We start from the raw sequence: 15,994 nt of genomic DNA, 5'->3' as shown, positions 1-15,994 counted from the left end.
CAAAGATCGAGGGCGGTTCATGCGAAAACCAGCGGAAAGACCGCCTTCAAACCCAGTTGTTCAGAACTTCCTTAACGCCTCTTGTTATTAGCACACTGCGAGTAACCCGATGGCGGGTTATCGGACCAGCGACCTGCGCATACTACATTGCGAATCCGCATGCGGCAGTCGCTACCAAGAAATCCTCTCGGACATTCATCGCGACGGCTTTCATACAAATCATCTGCCGTCGGCCTCTGTTCTGCGGCCTGTTGTTCCCGCGCAATGCGTTCTCGCTCTGCCTGCGCTGCCACCGCAGCAGCTTCCTCGCGTTGCGCTTCGACAGACCTGCGCTGCGCTTCGGCTTCGTTGCGCTGGCGCTCCAGTTCATTTCGTTGACGCTCCAGCTCTACATGTTGGCGTTGAATCTCCAACTGTTGTCGTTCGCGCTCAATGTCGTAGGACGGTTCATTGTCGTACTCGGCTGCTGCGCGCTGCTCCATTTCCTGCACATGGGTGTTTTGCCATGCGTTGCACGCAGACTGTTGCGCGCCGCTGTAGGCTCCGCAATCCACGCCGTAGTAGTCCTCGACGGGCTCCGCGCCAGCCACAACCGACGAGGTCGTTGCGTCAGCTGGTGCCACTTCTGGATGGGTCACGCTTTCCGACGAATCAACCTGAGCCACCGCGATTTGGTCGGCAGGCGCGACGTCAGTAGAGCCTTGTGCAATCTCAGATGAATCGCGCCTTGCGATCCAAATCCATAGCAAAAATCCCGCCACACCAAGCACAAGAACACCACCAAGCACGCGAAGAATCAGCCTGCTTCTACCCGGGGGCGTTTCCTTCTGTTGTGCGGAACGCCCCAAAACGGATGCAGAAATTCGCTCGGACTCAAGCGACGCAGATAGAGGAACCGGACGATGTGGCGCAGATGACGGAATTGGCGCAGGTGGAGGAACCTGCTGGGGCGATGGTGCCGGCTGCGAAAGCGTAGAACCGGCACCTTCAATATGCGCCTTCACGATCTTGTCGATCACATCATCAGGCGTGCCATCTGGAAACTCCAAGGTCGTGCCGTCTGGTAGCTGCGCATATTTGCTCACGGGATGCGATTCCCCTGTGCGTCATACCGGACCACGTTGGCAACCTGAGGTGCTGGCGCTTCCGGGGGCCGGGGCTCGACAACCGGCTGCGGAACAGGAGTGGCAGCCGGTGGCGGCACGAACGCAGGGGCATACGGCGGTTGCACCGGATGCTGCGGTGGCTGGATTGGCGCCGGTGCCTGCGCACCCGGCCATTGCACCGGGGCGGCGGCAACTGGCGGTTGATAGACATGCTGCCCGTAACCCGCAAATCCGGTCTCTTTCCAGAGCGCCAGAGCGGTCAGCTTGCTCTGAACGTAGAGACCGGTGAAGAAAAACAACATGACGTTGTTGATTTCGATGTGATAGCCGTACTGCGGCAGCCTCTCCCGCAGGGATTTTCCGATCGTGAAGAACCCAGCAATGGTCAATCCAAGTGATACCCAAGAAAACAGCGTTCCAATGCCATCGATCAAATCTGATCCACCAGCCTGCACCAGAATCATAGATATCCCGAATAAAACACTGCTTACCGCTGCGCCAATGAAATACATGGTCGCGTTGTTTTTCGGATCGATTCGCTTCGTCCAGTTGGCCTGCATGAAGCACCAGACCCAACCAAAGATGCCAAATGATAGGCATGCGAAAAGCAGCACCAGCCCCCAATGCAACCTTGGCGGCATGGGAAGCATCGCCCGCAGATCGGGCGTTCCCTGCGGCGCACCAGCCGACTGTTGCCAAGCGTTCTGGTGTGCGTGCGCGGCGTAGTCACCGCCAAGCGGCTGTGCATGTGCTGCCGCATGACTCGCACCCGGCGCACCGCAATGCGGACACATCTGTGCCGAGCTGTGAATTTGCTTGCCGCAACCACGGCAGAACACCATTCCGTTTGTCATACGCCCCTCATTTCATTCATCGTCACAACTCTCCAATCGTTCACAGGTAGAAAAGCAGTCCTATTGCGGACAGCGCGATACCTGCAACGGCCATTTCCTTGCCTCGGCTGCTGATGTTCAGACTGACGACACCCAGCACCAGGCCTGTAATGGAAAACATCACCAGCCCCACGAACACGCTGTCGTCCCAGTCGGAATCATCTAAAAGAGCCAATACGCAGAGCACACCCAGCACAAGCGAGCTAATCGCTGCCCATAGCGGCTCCGCACTTGTGATCGGATTCGCTGGCTGCATCGACACGACCTGCCCTTGCGGCTTGCCGCATTGCGGGCACATAGGCGCAGTGTCGTGAAGCGGCTTGCCGCAGCCGGCGCAAAAGACCATCGATTTCCCCTGCCGATCCAGCCACCCCTCTTCCCGGGGCGCCAGTTCGGAAATGCTGTTCTTGCAAGTATTGATTTGCTCAACCTTGGTGTCAAGCGATGCCTAACGACACTGGTACGGCATTTCCCTACCTTGGCGGGCGTTACGTATGCCAAGGCGGGACATGAAGCTGTTCGGAGATCGGCTGAGAGAAGCGCGAGTCGCAGCCGGGATGACGCAGGAGCAACTGGGCTTCGAGCTGGGCGTCTCCAAATCCGCCGTATCGGCTTGGGAAAATGGCAGGGAAACACCGAGTTTCCGCAGCTTGCCGGAATTGCGCCGCCAACTTCGACGCTCACTGGACGAGTTGATCTGCGGCGTACAGCCTACTGAAGCGTCGCCGGAACGCACGATGCGGGATATATCCGACGATGCTTCACCCACCGCCCGCAACGAGAAGGAACGCGCCCTGCTGCAGCGCTATCGCGGCCTGCCGGCGCGGCAGCGGGCCGCATTGCTGGAATTGATTACGCCGATGGAGTGATGTGGCCCGCTACGCAGCAAGCGGAAAAGCCCCACCCACGAACCCGGCAAACACCGATCCCATGCCGACAGACCATGCGGCAGGCTGGCTTCATGCCTGCCGTACACCACGCCATCGCCAGGACTTCAGCACCCTCCATTGGCAATGGAACCAAAATGGTTGTATTTTGGTTCCGCCAAAATGGAAGCGTCCCCATGCCCACCACCCTGACGTTGAAGAACATCCCGGATGACGTGTACGCACGCCTCAAGACCGCCGCCGCGTTGCATCGGCGCAGCCTGAACAGCGAGGCCATCGTCTGTCTGGAAACCGTGCTTGCGCCGGGTAGCATCGCGCCCGCCGAACGGTTGGCGCGGGCGCGGGCCTTGCGTGCCGGATTGCGACAGGACGCATTCGATGCAGGCAGCATCGACCAGATGAAACGCGAGGGCCGTGCGTGATCGTGGTGGACACGAACGTGCTGGCCTATCTGTATCTGCCGGGGGAGTTCACTGCGGCGGCGGAGCGGTTGCTGGGCGATGACCCGGACTGGCATGCGCCGGTTCTGTGGCGAAGCGAGTTCCGCAACATCCTTGCCGGCTGCATGCGGCGCGGTGCGCTGGATTTCGATCAGGCGCACGCGATCCTGTGCGAGGCGGAATCGCTGCTGGATGGTGCGGAGCATGAACCGGATTCCCGGCGCGTGCTGGAACTGGTGCGGGATAGTGATTGCTCGGCTTACGACTGCGAGTTCATCGCACTGGCGGAAGCGCTGGGTACGCGTCTGGTGACGATGGATGGCAAGTTGTTGAAGGCGTTTCCCGGCGTTGCGGTACCGCTTGCAGGTGGTTCAGACAGGCGCGCCTGAAAGCGTGTTCTTGAAAGCGTTTGCTCGCGTCAGTCAGCGCCCTGCAACAAGGCATCCACCTGTTGCCGCAACGGTGCAAGACGTGTCTGCACGATGTCCCAGACCAGCGCATCGTCCACATCGGCATAACCGTGGATGAGGATGTTGCGAAACGCGATGATCTGCCTGCAATCCTCTATCTTCACCAGCAACACCGGATCGCGTCACCCAAGCTGGGCCAGCGCTTCGCCGATGATCTAGAACTGGCGCTCCACCGCTGCCCGCAACATGGCGTTGTCTTGATAGTCCTGCCAGCTACGACCATCAACAAAGCCGGCCAGCGTCGCCGCCGCACTTTGCACGTCGTACAGGTATTTCGCGGCTTCAAGCCGCATAGACCAATTCCTTCTGCGCCTGCACGGATTGCCGGAAATATGGATTGCGGATCGCCCGCTCCACAACCAGATCCACCGGCGCACGCAGCAATGCCTGCAATCCTTCGAGCAAACCGAAATAGGCATCGGCATAGCCGCCATCCGGCAAGGACCCGAACTCCACCAGAAAGTCGTAGTCGCTGCCCGCACCCGCTTCATCCCGTAGCACCGACCCGAAGGCATCCAGCCGCAACACATGGTGACGGCGGCACAGTGCTTCGATCGCCGGGCGATGCCGGGCCAGTTGCACATGGGAAGGCGTGATCGCACTCATGAGACAAGGGTACGACATCAATTCCACTTCGGCAGCTTCGACGGATCGAGCCCACCCACTTCGAACTCGGCAGTGCGCTTGCCAACGGCCTCGGTGGGGAACTCGATGGAAAGCTGCTTCGCGCCCTTGGCGAGTTTCCACAGTGCCTTGTGGTCTTCCACGAACATGGCGATGGCTTCGTCGGTGTTCGGGCGCGAGCCGGGCAGCGTGTGTGTCTTGCCGTCGGCGATGACCTTCAGCTTGCAGCCTTTGTAGCAATCGAAGTCACCCTTCTCCAGCACCAGATAGCTGCTGCGGCCCCATTCGGGATGGTCGCGGAAGATCAGCCGCACTGGATGTGCGCCGCTGCCATCGGTATCCACCGGCTCCTGCGAATAGATCGCCGCCGACAACTGGCTGCCGCCCTTCACCGGTTCGTTTCCGTAGGCCCACAACGCGGCCAGCCTGCGCTGCTGCTGTTCTTCCTCGGCGCGTGCCTTGATTTCGTCCAGCTTCGGCTTGATCCGTTCGGCGGCGGCGCTGGTGGGATGTTCTATCTGCAGGATGTCGCCGTAGCCCTTCGCAAGCTGCCAGTTCTGCGCGGTCACCGCATCATCAAACTGCTTTGCCATCGCTTCGGCGGCTTGTTCCTTCGCCTCGGCCTGTGCGGCGGCGGCGCGTGCGGCGGCTTCGGGGTCTTCGCGTTTGCAGGCGGGCAACAACAGGCACAGGGCGATGGACAGCGGCAGCAGCTTCATGATGCGGGGCCTCGTCGGATCAAGGGGGACCGGCCAATTTCACCACGGCTTCGGCCACTTCGCGCGGGCGTTCGACCAATGACATGTGCCCGCAGCCATCCAGCAGCACCTTGTTGGCCTGCGGGATGCGCTGCGCGTAGAGGTCAAGCGCGCTGGCATCGATCACTGCGTCCTGCCGGCACCACAGCAGCAGCACAGGTTGCTGGATGCGGCTTGCTTCCTCGCCAGGCATGAGGTTTTCCGCGCCACGCCCGATGCGATCCAGCACGGCCTGCTCGAAGCCGGCATCGGCACGGCGCTTGTGGATCAGCGCGGCGGATGCCGGCCACGGTAGCCACGGCTTGGCAGTGGCATCGAAGAACACGGTGTCGATGTAGCGTTGCAGCGTGACATCGTCTTCCACCGCAAATGGATTCTTGCCGGCCAGCACGTCCAGACCAAACGTGTTGTCCTTGAAGCGCACGCCTGCGGCATCCAGCAGGCCGACCCGCGCGATCTGCTGCGGATAGCGCGCGGCAGCAACAGCGGCGATGCCGCCACCCATCGAATGCCCCAGCAAAATCACCGGCTTGTTCGGCGATACCGCATGGATGAAGGCGGCGATGTTCGCGGCCTGCTCGGGAAAGCCATAGGCCACGCCGGGCTTGCGTTCGGATTCACCCCAGCCGGGCAGATCCGGGATCAACAGGCGATAGCGACCGCCCAGCGCCTTCGCCAGCGGATACCAGTTTTCCTTGCTGCCGGTGAAGCCATGCACCATCACGATGACGGGCGCATCCGGCGCATCGGCATCGCGCTGCACATACACCCAGTGATGGCCGGCGGCATCGACCTGCGCGCGTGACAGCCCGGCATCGATGCGCTGGCGCGCGAACTCGGCGCGCACCAGCAGCCACGGGTCACGCCACAGCACCAGCGCAGCGATGGCTGCGGCTGCGAGCAACAACAGGGTCAGCAAGCGAAGCGTCTTCATGCGCACCCCTCACCCGCCTTACTCGCGCCATCCATGGCGCTCGCCCCTGCGGGGCCAGCTTCGCTGTTCGTGGGCGCTCCTGCGCCCACAGTCGGCACCCTCTCCCCGCAAGCGGGGAGAGGGAAGATGGACATCACTTGGCAGGCGCGGCTTCGGCAGCCGGCTCGGTGGTGGCCTCTGCGGCAGGTGCCGCCGGTGCTTCCGGCTTCGGTGCGGCGGCTGCCTTGGCCTTGCCTTCGGCAATCACGGCTTCAACCGAACCGGTGGTGATCGGGTGGTAGCCCGGCCTTGCACGGGCGAACACCTGCTCGGCGAAGGCCAAGCCGTCCGGCGTTGCCACCAGCGCGCCGTAGATCGGCAGGATCAGCTTGCGACGGCCCACGCGCTCCAGGAACTTGCCCATCTCGGCGCGCGCTGCGGTGTAGCCGCTGCGCTCCGCCAGCGGGTACCAGCGCATCGCGATCTCGCCATTGGCGGTGCCGGTGAACTTGAAGGCTTCATCCAGTTGCGCAAGTTGCTCGGGCTTGAGCGTTTCCGGCATGCCTTCGAGGAAATGCACCCATTCCTGCGTGCTCCACTCGCTGCTGATGCTGGCCGCCGGCAGGTTGCCGCTGCCGCGCCATGCGATGCGCGCGGCGCTGACCGTGCTGAACTTGCCGGATTCCACCACCGGCGCGTTTGCCGGGATGCCCGGTTCGTACAGCCATGCATCGACTTCCTGCATCGTCACGTGGTTCGGATGCTTGTCGATCAGGTTGGCCTTCAGATATTCGCGGAACTGCGCGGTGGTGATGCTCTGGAAGGCGAAGTGGTCGAAGTAGCCCTTCAGCCACGGATCGAACACGTCGCGGCCGAAGCGCTGCTCCAGGAATTGCAGGAACCACGCGCCCTTGGTGTAGATGGTGGCGCTGGAGGAATTGTCGGGATCGGCCAGGTCGCCCGGCTTCAACGAAAGGCGTTGCAGCTTGGGATCAAGCGTCTTGAACTCTTCCTTCAGTTCGTTGCGGTCGATGACATGCTCCATGTCGGCCATGTCCTTGCCGTACAGCGCTTCGGTCAGGCGCGACTGCACGTAGGTGGTGGTGCCTTCGTTGAGCCATGCGTCCTTGTCGGTGGCAAACGTCACCAGATTGCCCGACCAGCTGTGCGCCAGTTCGTGCGCAACCAGCGAGACCAGCGACTTGTCGCCCACGATCACGGTGGGCGTGGCGAAGGTCAGGCGCGGGTTCTCCATGCCGCCATAGGGGAATGAAGGCGGCAGCACCAGCAGGTCGTAGCGGCCCCAGCGATACTCGCCATACAGTGCTTCGGCGGCATCGATCATCTTCTCGGTGTCAGCGAATTCGGTCACCGCCTTGTCCACCATGGTCGGTTCCGCCCACACGCCGCTGCGGTCTCCGATGGGCTTGAACACCAGATCGCCCGCTGCAATCGCCAGCAGGTAAGACGGAATCTTCTGCGGCATCTTGAAGCTGTAGTCGCCATCACGCGCGGCGGCGGGATCGTTGTCCGCGCTCATCAGCACCATCGCATCCTTCGGTGCGGTGACGTGCGCGCTGTAGGTGATGCGGATGCGCGGCGTGTCCTGCAGCGGCACCCACGAACGCGCGTGGATCTGCTGCGACTGGCTGAACATGAAGGGCGTCTTCTTGCCTTCGGTCATCGACGGTGCCAGCCATTGCAGGCCAGACGCCTCCGGCGAGGTGGCATAGGTCACGCGCACCTTCGCGGGGCGGGTTGGCGTTTCGATGGTCAGCTTGCTGCCCAGGATCGGATCCTTGCCGGCCAGCGTGAACTTCAGCTCGCTCCACTTGCCATCGCTGCCCAGGCCTTCGGCCTTCTGGATGCTGAGGTCGCGCGTGTCCAGCAGCAGCTGGGTCGCGCCCTTGTCCAGCCAGTCCAGCGCATAGGTCGCGGTGCCGCTGATCTGCTTCTTCTCGAAACTGATGGCAAGGTCCAGCGCCAGGTCGGTGGTGATGACCTTGTCCGGTTCGGCATAGGAATGCTCATCGACCACCTGCTCCGCCACGGTGGCCTGCTTCGCGGGCGCAGCGGCTGCCGGCTCCGGGCTGGGGTTGCGCTCGCAACCGGTGGCGGCAACGCCGAGCGCGGCGGCAATGGACAGGCTGAGGATCAATTGGCGCATGGGGTGGCCCTGCTTCGGAAAGCGTGCAGTTTACCGCCGTCGTCGTGGCGTGGTGGCAAATGCGCCAGGGCGTTTGTCAACCCCACTTGCAGCACTGGCTGCAGCCCATCGGCATGCGCATCGTTAACGCCAGCGCTGTGCCGGCAGTCCCCTGCCAAACGTCATGGCAACCAAATTGCCGGGCCACGTATCCATTGCCTCATCGCATCACACATGGAGAAGTCTCCTTGAAGCCCCACGCTCTGCTGGCAGCATTGCTGCTGTTCGCCCCGCTTGCCCATGCGCAGACGCCGATCACCGATGGCAGCCACATCCCGCGCCTGCAGGACGGGATCATCATCGATGGCGATCCGGGCGATGCCGCATGGGCCGGCGCGCTGGAGCAGGAGATCGCCTACGAAATCCAGCCCGGCGACAACACGCCCGCGCCCGTGAAAACCACGGTGCGCATCGGCTACACCGCCGACGCGCTGTACGTGGCTTTCCATGCCGTCGATCCCGACCCGTCGAGGATCCGCGCCCACCTGCGCGATCGCGATTCCGCCTTCGATGACGACTGGGTGGGCGTGTTCCTCGACACCTTCAACGACCACCGCCGCGGCTACGAGCTGATGATCAACCCGCTGGGCGTGCAGGGCGACCTGATCCGCGACGAGACCAATACCGACAATCAGGAAGACGCCAGCTGGGACGGCTTGTGGGAAAGCGCGGGCCGGATCACCGAGCGCGGCTACCAGGTCGAGATGCGCATTCCGTTCTCCACCCTGCGCTTCCCTGCCGGTGGCGGTGAACAGCACTGGGGCATCTCGCTGCTGCGCAACTGGCCGCGTGACAAGCGCCATCTGCTGGCCAGCCACAAGGTGCCGCGCGATTCCAACTGCTTCCAGTGCGAATGGGGCCAGTACGCGGGAATGGCCGGCGCGCAGCAGGGCCGCAACCTGGAAATCGTGCCGACCCTGACCGCCAGCAAGACCCAGACCCGCGATGCCGCCGGCACGCCGTGGCGCAGCGGCGATGCCAGCGTCGAGCCGGGCATCGACGTGAGCTGGTCGCCCTCGCCGGCGATGACATTGAACGCCACGCTGAACCCGGACTTCTCGCAGGTGGAAACCGATCAGCTGCAGCTCGACATCAACAACAGCTTCGCCCTGTTCTATCAGGAGAAGCGGCCGTTCTTCCTGGAAGGTGCGGACTACTTCACCAGCCAGTTCCAAGTGCTCTACACGCGGCAAATCGCCGACCCGGACTTCGGCCTGCGCGTCACCGGCCGCGACGGCGGCAATACCTACGGCGCGATCATCGCGCGCGACGCCGCGCCACAGGTACTGATCCCGGGCACGCAGAGTTCCAGCTTCACACCGCTGGACGAAGATGCGAACGTGGCGGTGGCCCGCTACCGCTACGACCTCGGTACCGACTTCAGCCTGGGCGCGATCGGCACCTTCCGCCAGGGCGACGACTACGCCAACAACGTGGCCGGCGCGGACGCGCGCTGGCGCAGCGGCGCGCACACCGTCACCGCGCAGTTCCTGCACAGCCAGTCCGAATATCCGGACGACATCGTCGCGCAGTACCGCGACGACCTGGGCGACGACGCCACGCCGTCCGGCGATGCCTGGCGCGCAGAGTATGTGTTCAGCAACCGCAACTGGGGCTTCAATGCCTGGCACGAGAGCATCGACCCCGGCTTCCGCGCCGACCTTGGCTTCATCGGCATGGTGGGCTACCACAAGTCACTGGTCGGCGGCGAACGCACCTGGTACCGCGACGATGCGGCCTTCAACAAGATCAACCTGTACGCGGACTGGGACATCACCCATCGCCACGACGGGCAACTGCTGGAGCGCGAATTCGAAGCGCAGGTCACCGTGCAAGGCCCGATGCAGAGCAGTGTCCGCCTGCACGGCATGACCCGCGTGGCCTATTGGCAAGGACTGCTGTTCGACGAGCGCTATGCCGACATCAACGCCAATTTCCGCCCGAACGGCAGCCTGGAACTCGGCGTCTATGCGCAAGCGGGCACGCTGATCGACCGCGACGCCAGCAGGACCGGCCAGCGCACCATGCTGGAACTGTGGGGCAGCGCCAACATCGGCCGCGGGCTGGAGCTCAATTGGGACATCACCCGCCAGCGCATGCGTCGCGATGGCGGCACCGCGTTCGAGGCTACCGTGGCCAATGTCGGAGGCAGCTGGCAGTTCGACCCGCGCCAGCGCCTGCGGCTGACCCTGCAAGGCAGCGAGGTCATGCGCAATCAGGCGCATTACGCCATGGAAGTCAACGAACGCGCACGCGACTGGGCCGGCCAGGCGGTCTATTCGTACAAGCTCAACCCGCGCACCGCGCTGTATGCCGGCGCGTCGTATGGCGCGTTCATGGACGATGACAATCTGGAGATGTTTGGCAGCACGCGCAGTGTGTTTGTGAAGCTCAGCTACGGCTGGCAGCCTTGAGGAACGGATTCGTGCCTGCTGCGCGTGGAGCAAGCTCCACGCCTACATCGGAACACTCACAGATGCCGAGCTTGCTCGGCGCACACCCATACCCACCCACGACAACCATCCCCGTAGGTGCCGAGCTTGCTCGGCACAGCGCCCTCAAATCACGCCGCGCTTCTTCTCGAACAACAAATAGGCAACGCCCACCACCGCGCCGATACCCAGCGACACCAGCCACGTCAGCGGGCTGAGCCACTTCACCAGCCCGGCCACGATCAGCCCGAGGAACACGAACTGCGAATAGCGCCACGGGCTTTCGCGGAAACTGCGCAGCGGCTTCTGGTCGTTCATCGCATCAAACTTTGTAACCGGTGTGGATGGCAACGATGCCGGCGGAGAGATTCCTGTAATCGCAGCGCGCGAAGCCGGCGGCTTCCATCATCGCCTTCAATTCGTCCTGCGGCGGATGCTTGCGGATCGACTCGGCAAGGTACTGGTAGCTGTCGGCATCTCCGGCAAACAGGCTGCCCAGCTTCGGCAGCACCTTGAACGAATGGAAGTCATACAGCGGCTTGAACCATTCCGCCTTCACTTCGGAAAACTCCAGCACCCGCGCCTGCCCGCCCGGCTTCAGCACCCGCAGCATCTCGCGCAGCGCGGCGTCCTTGTCGGTCACGTTGCGCAGGCCGAAGGCAATCGTCACCAGATCGAAGCTGGCATCCGGGAACGGCAGCGCCTCGGCATTGCACTGCACGTATTGAAAGCCGCGCACATTGCCGCGATCCGTCATGCGGTCGCGCCCGACCCGCAGCATGTCGCCGTTGATGTCGCCCAGCACCAGTTCACCGGTTTCGCCCACGCGATCCTTCAGCAGCGCAGCGATGTCGCCGGTGCCGCCAGCAAGATCCAGCACGCGGTCACCCTTGCGCACCTGCGCGGTGGCCACGAAGTAGCGCTTCCAGATGCGATGGATGCCAAGGCTCATCGCATCGTTCATCAGGTCATATTTGCCGGCCACCGACGAGAACACCTCGCCGACCAGCTTCTGCTTCTCCGCCACCGGCACGTCGCGAAAACCGAAGTGGGTGGTGCCACTGCCTTTGCCCGGTGTGTTGCCTGTCGATTCGTTCATCCCTGGATTATCGCACCGGCATGCCCGGGCCGCATGCGACACTCCCCGCATGCATGCTCATTCCCTGTTTTCCCATGACACGCCCTGCATCCGCATCGAAGCCGGTGGGAGCAGCGCGCTGGTCTCACTGCACGGTGCGCAGGTGTTGTCGTGGACACCTGCCGATGGCCGGCAGCGCCTGTTCCTGTCCGAACGCGCCACGTTCGATGGCCGCGCCGCGATCCGTGGCGGCATCCCGGTGATCTTCCCGCAGTTCGGCGAGCGCGGGCCGCTGCGCAAGCACGGCTTCGCCCGCATCAGAACGTGGACATTTGCCGGCATCGAAAACGATGAAGCCGTGTTCACACTGGCAGGCGACGGCAGCGACGGCGAATGGCCGCATCCCTTTATCGCCCGTCTTCGTATTGCCCTGAGCGCCACGCGGCTGACGGTGACGCTGGCTATCGAAAACACCGGCGATGCGCCTTTCATCTTCACCGCCGCCCTGCATACCTATCTGCGCGTGGACAACATTGCTGGCGTTGCCATCGAAGGCCTGCAAGGCTGCGACTATGAAGACAGCGCAGGCGGCGGCACCCTGCACCGCGAGCACAACTACGAAGTCACATTCGATGCTGAGACCGACCGCATCTACAACGACGTGGTCGCCCCGCTGGCATTGATCGACGGCGAACATCGCCTCGACATCGAACAGGACGGCTTCGGCGATGCCGTCATCTGGAACCCCGGCGAACGCCTGTGCGCGCGCATCGGCGACCTTGCGCTTGATGATTGGCAGCACTTCGTTTGCATCGAAGCCGGACAGGTGTTGCAACCCGTCGTGCTGGAGCCGGGTGAGACGTGGAGCGGGATGCAGGTGTTGGCGGCATAACGCCACTTACAAAATGTAGCGGCTCAGGTCCGGATCCTGCGCCAGCTCGCCAAGATTCGCATCCACATAGGCGCGGTCGATGACGATGTTGCCGCCCTTGTCCGGGGCGTCGAAGCTCAATGTTTCCAGCAGGCGTTCCAGCACGGTGTGCAGGCGGCGGGCACCGATGTTTTCCTGACGCTCGTTGACGTGCGCGGCGATCTCCGCAAGGCGGTCGATGGCCTCGGGGGCGAAGCTGAGCTGCACACCTTCGGTGCCCATCAGTTCCACGTACTGCTTGGTCAGCGCGGCCTTGGGTTCGGTGAGAATGCGGACGAAGTCGTCCTTGCCCAGCGCGCCCAGTTCCACCCGGATCGGGAAGCGGCCCTGCATTTCCGGGATCAGGTCGGACGGTTTCGCCAGATGAAACGCGCCGCTGGCGATGAACAGGATGTGGTCGGTCTTCACCGGGCCGTACTTGGTGCTGACGGTGCTGCCTTCCACTAGCGGCAGCAGGTCGCGCTGCACGCCTTCGCGGCTGACGTCCGCGCCCATGCCTTCGCTACGCTTGGCGACCTTGTCGATTTCGTCGATGAAGACGATGCCGTGTTGTTCACAGGCCTCGATGGCGGCGTCGCGCACGTCGTCCTCGTTGACCAGCTTGCCGGCTTCTTCCTCGATCAGCATCGGCCGCGCGGCCTTGATGGTCATGGTTTTCTTGTGGGTCTTGCTGCCGGCGAGCTGACCGAACACCTGCCGCAGTTGCTGGCCCATTTCCTCCATGCCGGGCGGGGCCATGATGTCCACGCCCACGTTGATGGCGAAGTCCAGTTCAATCTCGCGCTCGTCCAGTTCGCCAGCGCGCAGTTGCTTGCGCAGCTTCTGCCTCGTCGCCGATTCCTGCGACGATGGTTCCGCACCGATATCGACGGTCGTGGTCGCATTCGCGTTGAAGCCGAACGCAGGCGCGGTTTCGCGCTTCGGCAACAGCGCATCGAGGATCCGCTCTTCGGCGCGATCCTCCGCCTGCGTGCGCACGCGCGCCCTGGCCTGCGCGCGATACAGCTTGACGGCGGTGTCGGCCAGATCGCGGATGATCTGCTCCACGTCCTTGCCGACGTAGCCGACCTCGGTGAAGCGGGTGGCTTCCACCTTCACGAACGGTGCATTCGCAAGGGTCGCCAGCCGGCGCGCGATTTCGGTCTTGCCGACGCCGGTGGGGCCGATCATTAGGATGTTTTTCGGCATCACCTCGTTGCGCAGCTCCGGCGCAAGCTGCGCGCGCCGCCAGCGGTTGCGCAGGGCGATGGCGACCGCGCGCTTGGCGGCATGCTGGCCGACGATGTGGCGGTCAAGCTCGGCGACGATTTCGCGCGGGGTCATGGAGGATGAGTCGGTATTGTTGTTGGCGTGCATGCGGTGGGCTTCATGTAGAGCGCAGCTTGCTGCGCTTTGATGGGCTGGAAAGCGGAGCAAGCTCCGCTTCTACACAGGTGCGAAAGGGCGGGTCAGAGCTGCTCCACCACGATATTGCGATTGGTGTAGATGCAGATATCGCCGGCGATGTTCAGCGCCTCGGTGGCGATGAACTTCGCATCCAGCTGCGTATGCGCAAGCAGGGCACGTGCGGCAGACAGCGCATACATGCCGCCGGAACCAATCGCGATGAGGCCGTCCTCTGGCTCGATCACATCTCCGGTGCCGGAAATCACCAGCGAGGTGTCGGCATCGGCCACCGCCAGCAGCGCTTCCAGCTTGCCAAAGCGGCGCTCGGTGCGCCAATCCTTCGCCATTTCCACCGCTGCGCGCTGCAACTGGCCGTGCTTCTCCAGCTTGGCCTCGAACAATTCGAACAGGGTGAAGGCATCCGCCGCCGCACCGGCAAACCCGGCCAGCACGCGCCCGTCCCTGCCCAGCCGCCGCACCTTGCGCGCGTTGGACTTCATCACCGTGTGGCCCAGCGTGACCTGGCCGTCGCCGGCGATCACCACTTGCCCATTGCGCCGCACGGAAACAATCGTGGTGGCGTGGAAGACATTCGGATTCTGGCTGGGATCCATCGTTTTCTCCGTTGTAGATGGCAATGTGGGGCCTGTCGCCCCGGCTTCAAGCAGGACTTTGGTCACGATGGATGCGCCGCTGGTCAGCATCGCCGTCCCCTTTTTCAACGTCGCCCGCTTCCTGCCGGCGGCGCTGGACAGCCTGCTGGCGCAGGATCACCCGCACTGGGAAGCATTGCTGTGGGATGACGGCTCCAGCGATGGCTCGGGCAACATCGCAGCGGATTACGCGCGCCGCGACCCGCGATTCAGGCTGCTGGGCGATGGCCGCAACCACGGCAACCCTGCCGCGCTGGCGCAGGCATTGGCGCAGGCGCGTGGCGACTTCATCGGCGTGCTGGATGGCGATGACGTGCTGGAAGCGGGTGCGCTGTCGTCGATGCTCGCATTCATGGCCGCGCATCCGCAGTTGGGCGTGGCGTATTCACGGTATGTGGAGATTGACGAGGACGGCGCTTTGCTTCGCGATGGCAAGCGCTTCCTGACGCCATATTCGCCGCTGCGGCTGCTGGTGGAGTTCATGACCTTCCACTTCCGCCTGATCCGCACCGATGCCTACCGCGCCGTCGGCGGCTACGACGCCACGATGGCCGAATCCGCAGACTACGACCTGTGTCTGCGGCTGTCCGAGCGCGTTGCCATCGGCCATTTGCCGATGCCGCTGTATCGCTACCGCATCCGCCGCAGTTCGGTGTCGCACGCGGGGCGCTTGTTGCAGGCGCGTACTAGCTTTGAAGCCGCGCTGCGTGCGCTGCAACGCCGTGGCATGGCTAGCAACCACACACTCACGCTGGGCCTGCGCGCCAGTCACATGCTCACGCCGATGGATGCCGCCGCGCGCACGGTGCTGATTCCGCTGCAGGACGATGAAACCCTGTTCACCGATCCCGCCGAAGTCATCCGCTGGGGCGAAGGCATCGAAGCCCGCCAGCGCGCGTTCATCGACGCGGTGACGCAGCGTGGCCTGGATGCGCAGTACCACGCATCCTTGCGCATCGAGAGCCGGCATATCCTGCAACAGCGGGCGCAGCCCTGCGGCAATGATCGCCGCCAGGGAAGCCTCTGATTTTTCTCGTCATCCCCGCGAAGGCGGGGATCCATGGACGTTAACCCATTGAACATCAACGTCCTTGGACTCCCGCCTTCGCGGGAGTGGCGGGCAAGCACTGTTTGTTCAAACCTTCCTTAGGGAAGCTCTGAACAACTCCCGAAACGTCATCCCGGCGAAAGCCGGGATCCAGCTTTTTCAATGACTT

General features: G+C 63.2%; 19 protein-coding genes. 6 read left to right on the top strand and 13 right to left on the bottom strand.

The genetic code is table 11. The features are described 5' to 3' along the window. Window positions 1–71: 71 nt before the first annotated feature. The 3 genes from QM612_RS04765 to QM612_RS04755 are packed head-to-tail and all read right to left on the bottom strand — an operon-like array spanning window position 72 to window position 2,345. Window positions 72–1,085: a hypothetical protein gene (locus QM612_RS04765; protein ID WP_415252750.1), complete on the bottom strand. Its 1,014-nt coding sequence runs from the start codon at window positions 1,083–1,085 to the stop codon at window positions 72–74. Further along, window positions 1,082–1,960: a hypothetical protein gene (locus QM612_RS04760; RefSeq protein WP_415252749.1), complete on the bottom strand. Its 879-nt coding sequence runs from the start codon at window positions 1,958–1,960 to the stop codon at window positions 1,082–1,084. The genes QM612_RS04765 and QM612_RS04760 overlap by 4 nt, the downstream gene beginning before the upstream one ends. 40 nt (window positions 1,961–2,000) lie before the next feature. Next, window positions 2,001–2,345 carry a hypothetical protein gene (locus tag QM612_RS04755; RefSeq protein WP_415252748.1) on the bottom strand — a complete coding sequence of 115 codons (345 nt, stop codon included), beginning with the start codon at window positions 2,343–2,345 and terminating at the stop codon, window positions 2,001–2,003. A 163-nt stretch (window positions 2,346–2,508) separates the two neighbouring features. Here QM612_RS04755 and QM612_RS04750 point away from each other — a divergent pair, with 163 nt between their 5' ends. The 3 genes from QM612_RS04750 to QM612_RS04740 all read left to right on the top strand — a co-directional run bounded on the left by QM612_RS04750 (window position 2,509) and on the right by QM612_RS04740 (window position 3,715). Beyond that, entirely contained in the window at window positions 2,509–2,868 is a 360-nt protein-coding gene (locus QM612_RS04750) for a helix-turn-helix domain-containing protein (protein WP_415252747.1), read from the top strand. Window positions 2,869–3,062: 194 nt separating this feature from the next. Continuing rightward, window positions 3,063–3,308, top strand: coding sequence for a FitA-like ribbon-helix-helix domain-containing protein (locus QM612_RS04745; protein WP_415252746.1), 246 nt, complete (start codon window positions 3,063–3,065; stop codon window positions 3,306–3,308). A gap of 5 nt (window positions 3,309–3,313) precedes the next feature. After that, on the top strand, window positions 3,314–3,715 hold the full coding sequence (locus tag QM612_RS04740; RefSeq protein WP_415252745.1) for a type II toxin-antitoxin system VapC family toxin: 402 nt from the start codon (window positions 3,314–3,316) through the stop codon (window positions 3,713–3,715). A gap of 29 nt (window positions 3,716–3,744) precedes the next feature. Here the strand turns inward: QM612_RS04740 and QM612_RS04735 are convergent, their stop codons facing one another. From QM612_RS04735 to QM612_RS04710, 6 genes are all read right to left on the bottom strand, one after another. After that, a complete protein-coding gene (locus tag QM612_RS04735; RefSeq protein ID WP_415252751.1) occupies window positions 3,745–3,900 on the bottom strand; it encodes a DUF86 domain-containing protein in 156 nt (51 codons plus the stop codon). Window positions 3,901–3,951: 51 nt separating this feature from the next. Further along, on the bottom strand, window positions 3,952–4,089 hold the full coding sequence (locus QM612_RS04730; protein ID WP_415252744.1) for a hypothetical protein: 138 nt from the start codon (window positions 4,087–4,089) through the stop codon (window positions 3,952–3,954). Continuing rightward, window positions 4,079–4,402, bottom strand: a complete 324-nt coding sequence (locus tag QM612_RS04725; protein ID WP_415252743.1) for a nucleotidyltransferase family protein — start codon at window positions 4,400–4,402, stop codon at window positions 4,079–4,081. Before QM612_RS04725 ends, QM612_RS04730 begins: the two co-directional genes overlap by 11 nt. Window positions 4,403–4,419: 17 nt before the next feature. After that, a complete protein-coding gene (locus QM612_RS04720; protein WP_415252742.1) occupies window positions 4,420–5,139 on the bottom strand; it encodes a hypothetical protein in 720 nt (239 codons plus the stop codon). Between the two features lie 19 nt (window positions 5,140–5,158). Next, complete coding sequence (locus QM612_RS04715) at window positions 5,159–6,112, bottom strand: alpha/beta fold hydrolase (RefSeq protein ID WP_415252741.1); 954 nt, start codon at window positions 6,110–6,112, stop codon at window positions 5,159–5,161. Between the two features lie 133 nt (window positions 6,113–6,245). Beyond that, window positions 6,246–8,258, bottom strand: a complete 2,013-nt coding sequence (locus QM612_RS04710; protein ID WP_415252740.1) for a M1 family metallopeptidase — start codon at window positions 8,256–8,258, stop codon at window positions 6,246–6,248. 227 nt (window positions 8,259–8,485) lie between these two features. On the opposite strand from QM612_RS04710, the gene QM612_RS04705 reads away from it, so the two are divergent. Beyond that, a complete protein-coding gene (locus QM612_RS04705; protein WP_415252739.1) occupies window positions 8,486–10,711 on the top strand; it encodes a DUF5916 domain-containing protein in 2,226 nt (741 codons plus the stop codon). Between the two features lie 144 nt (window positions 10,712–10,855). On the opposite strand, the gene QM612_RS04700 is transcribed toward QM612_RS04705, so the two are convergent. Continuing rightward, a complete protein-coding gene (locus QM612_RS04700; RefSeq protein WP_415252738.1) occupies window positions 10,856–11,047 on the bottom strand; it encodes a hypothetical protein in 192 nt (63 codons plus the stop codon). A 4-nt stretch (window positions 11,048–11,051) separates the two neighbouring features. Continuing rightward, entirely contained in the window at window positions 11,052–11,828 is a 777-nt protein-coding gene (ubiE, locus tag QM612_RS04695) for a bifunctional demethylmenaquinone methyltransferase/2-methoxy-6-polyprenyl-1,4-benzoquinol methylase UbiE (protein WP_415252737.1), read from the bottom strand. A gap of 49 nt (window positions 11,829–11,877) precedes the next feature. On the opposite strand from ubiE, the gene QM612_RS04690 reads away from it, so the two are divergent. After that, window positions 11,878–12,699, top strand: coding sequence for a D-hexose-6-phosphate mutarotase (locus QM612_RS04690; protein WP_415252736.1), 822 nt, complete (start codon window positions 11,878–11,880; stop codon window positions 12,697–12,699). Window positions 12,700–12,705: 6 nt separating this feature from the next. On the opposite strand, the gene hslU is transcribed toward QM612_RS04690, so the two are convergent. Further along, window positions 12,706–14,094: an ATP-dependent protease ATPase subunit HslU gene (gene hslU / locus QM612_RS04685; RefSeq protein WP_415252735.1), complete on the bottom strand. Its 1,389-nt coding sequence runs from the start codon at window positions 14,092–14,094 to the stop codon at window positions 12,706–12,708. Between the two features lie 92 nt (window positions 14,095–14,186). Then, a complete protein-coding gene (gene hslV / locus QM612_RS04680) occupies window positions 14,187–14,738 on the bottom strand; it encodes an ATP-dependent protease subunit HslV (RefSeq protein ID WP_415252734.1) in 552 nt (183 codons plus the stop codon). Between the two features lie 67 nt (window positions 14,739–14,805). On the opposite strand from hslV, the gene QM612_RS04675 reads away from it, so the two are divergent. Then, window positions 14,806–15,804, top strand: a complete 999-nt coding sequence (locus QM612_RS04675; RefSeq protein ID WP_415252733.1) for a glycosyltransferase — start codon at window positions 14,806–14,808, stop codon at window positions 15,802–15,804. Window positions 15,805–15,994: the final 190 nt, after the last annotated feature.

It is taken from the genome of Thermomonas sp., from assembly GCF_047606765.1.
GTDB lineage: Bacteria > Pseudomonadota > Gammaproteobacteria > Xanthomonadales > Xanthomonadaceae > Thermomonas.
The sequence above is the reverse complement of the archived record's forward strand: the minus strand, read 5'-3'. Positions and strand labels throughout refer to the sequence as shown.

What these genes read in the sequence shown, in the direction of transcription:
- QM612_RS04675 (WP_415252733.1), top strand. Translation starts at nt 14,806, where the DNA reads ATGGATGCGCCGCTGGTCAGCATCGCCGTCCCCTTTTTCAACGTCGCC.
- QM612_RS04745 (WP_415252746.1), top strand. Translation starts at nt 3,063, where the DNA reads ATGCCCACCACCCTGACGTTGAAGAACATCCCGGATGACGTGTACGCA.
- QM612_RS04715 (WP_415252741.1), bottom strand. Translation starts at nt 6,112, where the DNA reads ATGAAGACGCTTCGCTTGCTGACCCTGTTGTTGCTCGCAGCCGCAGCC.
- ubiE (WP_415252737.1), bottom strand. Translation starts at nt 11,828, where the DNA reads ATGAACGAATCGACAGGCAACACACCGGGCAAAGGCAGTGGCACCACC.
- QM612_RS04725 (WP_415252743.1), bottom strand. Translation starts at nt 4,402, where the DNA reads ATGAGTGCGATCACGCCTTCCCATGTGCAACTGGCCCGGCATCGCCCG.
- QM612_RS04700 (WP_415252738.1), bottom strand. Translation starts at nt 11,047, where the DNA reads ATGAACGACCAGAAGCCGCTGCGCAGTTTCCGCGAAAGCCCGTGGCGC.
- QM612_RS04720 (WP_415252742.1), bottom strand. Translation starts at nt 5,139, where the DNA reads ATGAAGCTGCTGCCGCTGTCCATCGCCCTGTGCCTGTTGTTGCCCGCC.
- QM612_RS04760 (WP_415252749.1), bottom strand. Translation starts at nt 1,960, where the DNA reads ATGACAAACGGAATGGTGTTCTGCCGTGGTTGCGGCAAGCAAATTCAC.
- hslV (WP_415252734.1), bottom strand. Translation starts at nt 14,738, where the DNA reads ATGGATCCCAGCCAGAATCCGAATGTCTTCCACGCCACCACGATTGTT.
- QM612_RS04750 (WP_415252747.1), top strand. Translation starts at nt 2,509, where the DNA reads ATGAAGCTGTTCGGAGATCGGCTGAGAGAAGCGCGAGTCGCAGCCGGG.
- QM612_RS04690 (WP_415252736.1), top strand. Translation starts at nt 11,878, where the DNA reads ATGCATGCTCATTCCCTGTTTTCCCATGACACGCCCTGCATCCGCATC.
- QM612_RS04730 (WP_415252744.1), bottom strand. Translation starts at nt 4,089, where the DNA reads ATGCGGCTTGAAGCCGCGAAATACCTGTACGACGTGCAAAGTGCGGCG.
- QM612_RS04755 (WP_415252748.1), bottom strand. Translation starts at nt 2,345, where the DNA reads ATGGTCTTTTGCGCCGGCTGCGGCAAGCCGCTTCACGACACTGCGCCT.
- hslU (WP_415252735.1), bottom strand. Translation starts at nt 14,094, where the DNA reads ATGCACGCCAACAACAATACCGACTCATCCTCCATGACCCCGCGCGAA.
- QM612_RS04710 (WP_415252740.1), bottom strand. Translation starts at nt 8,258, where the DNA reads ATGCGCCAATTGATCCTCAGCCTGTCCATTGCCGCCGCGCTCGGCGTT.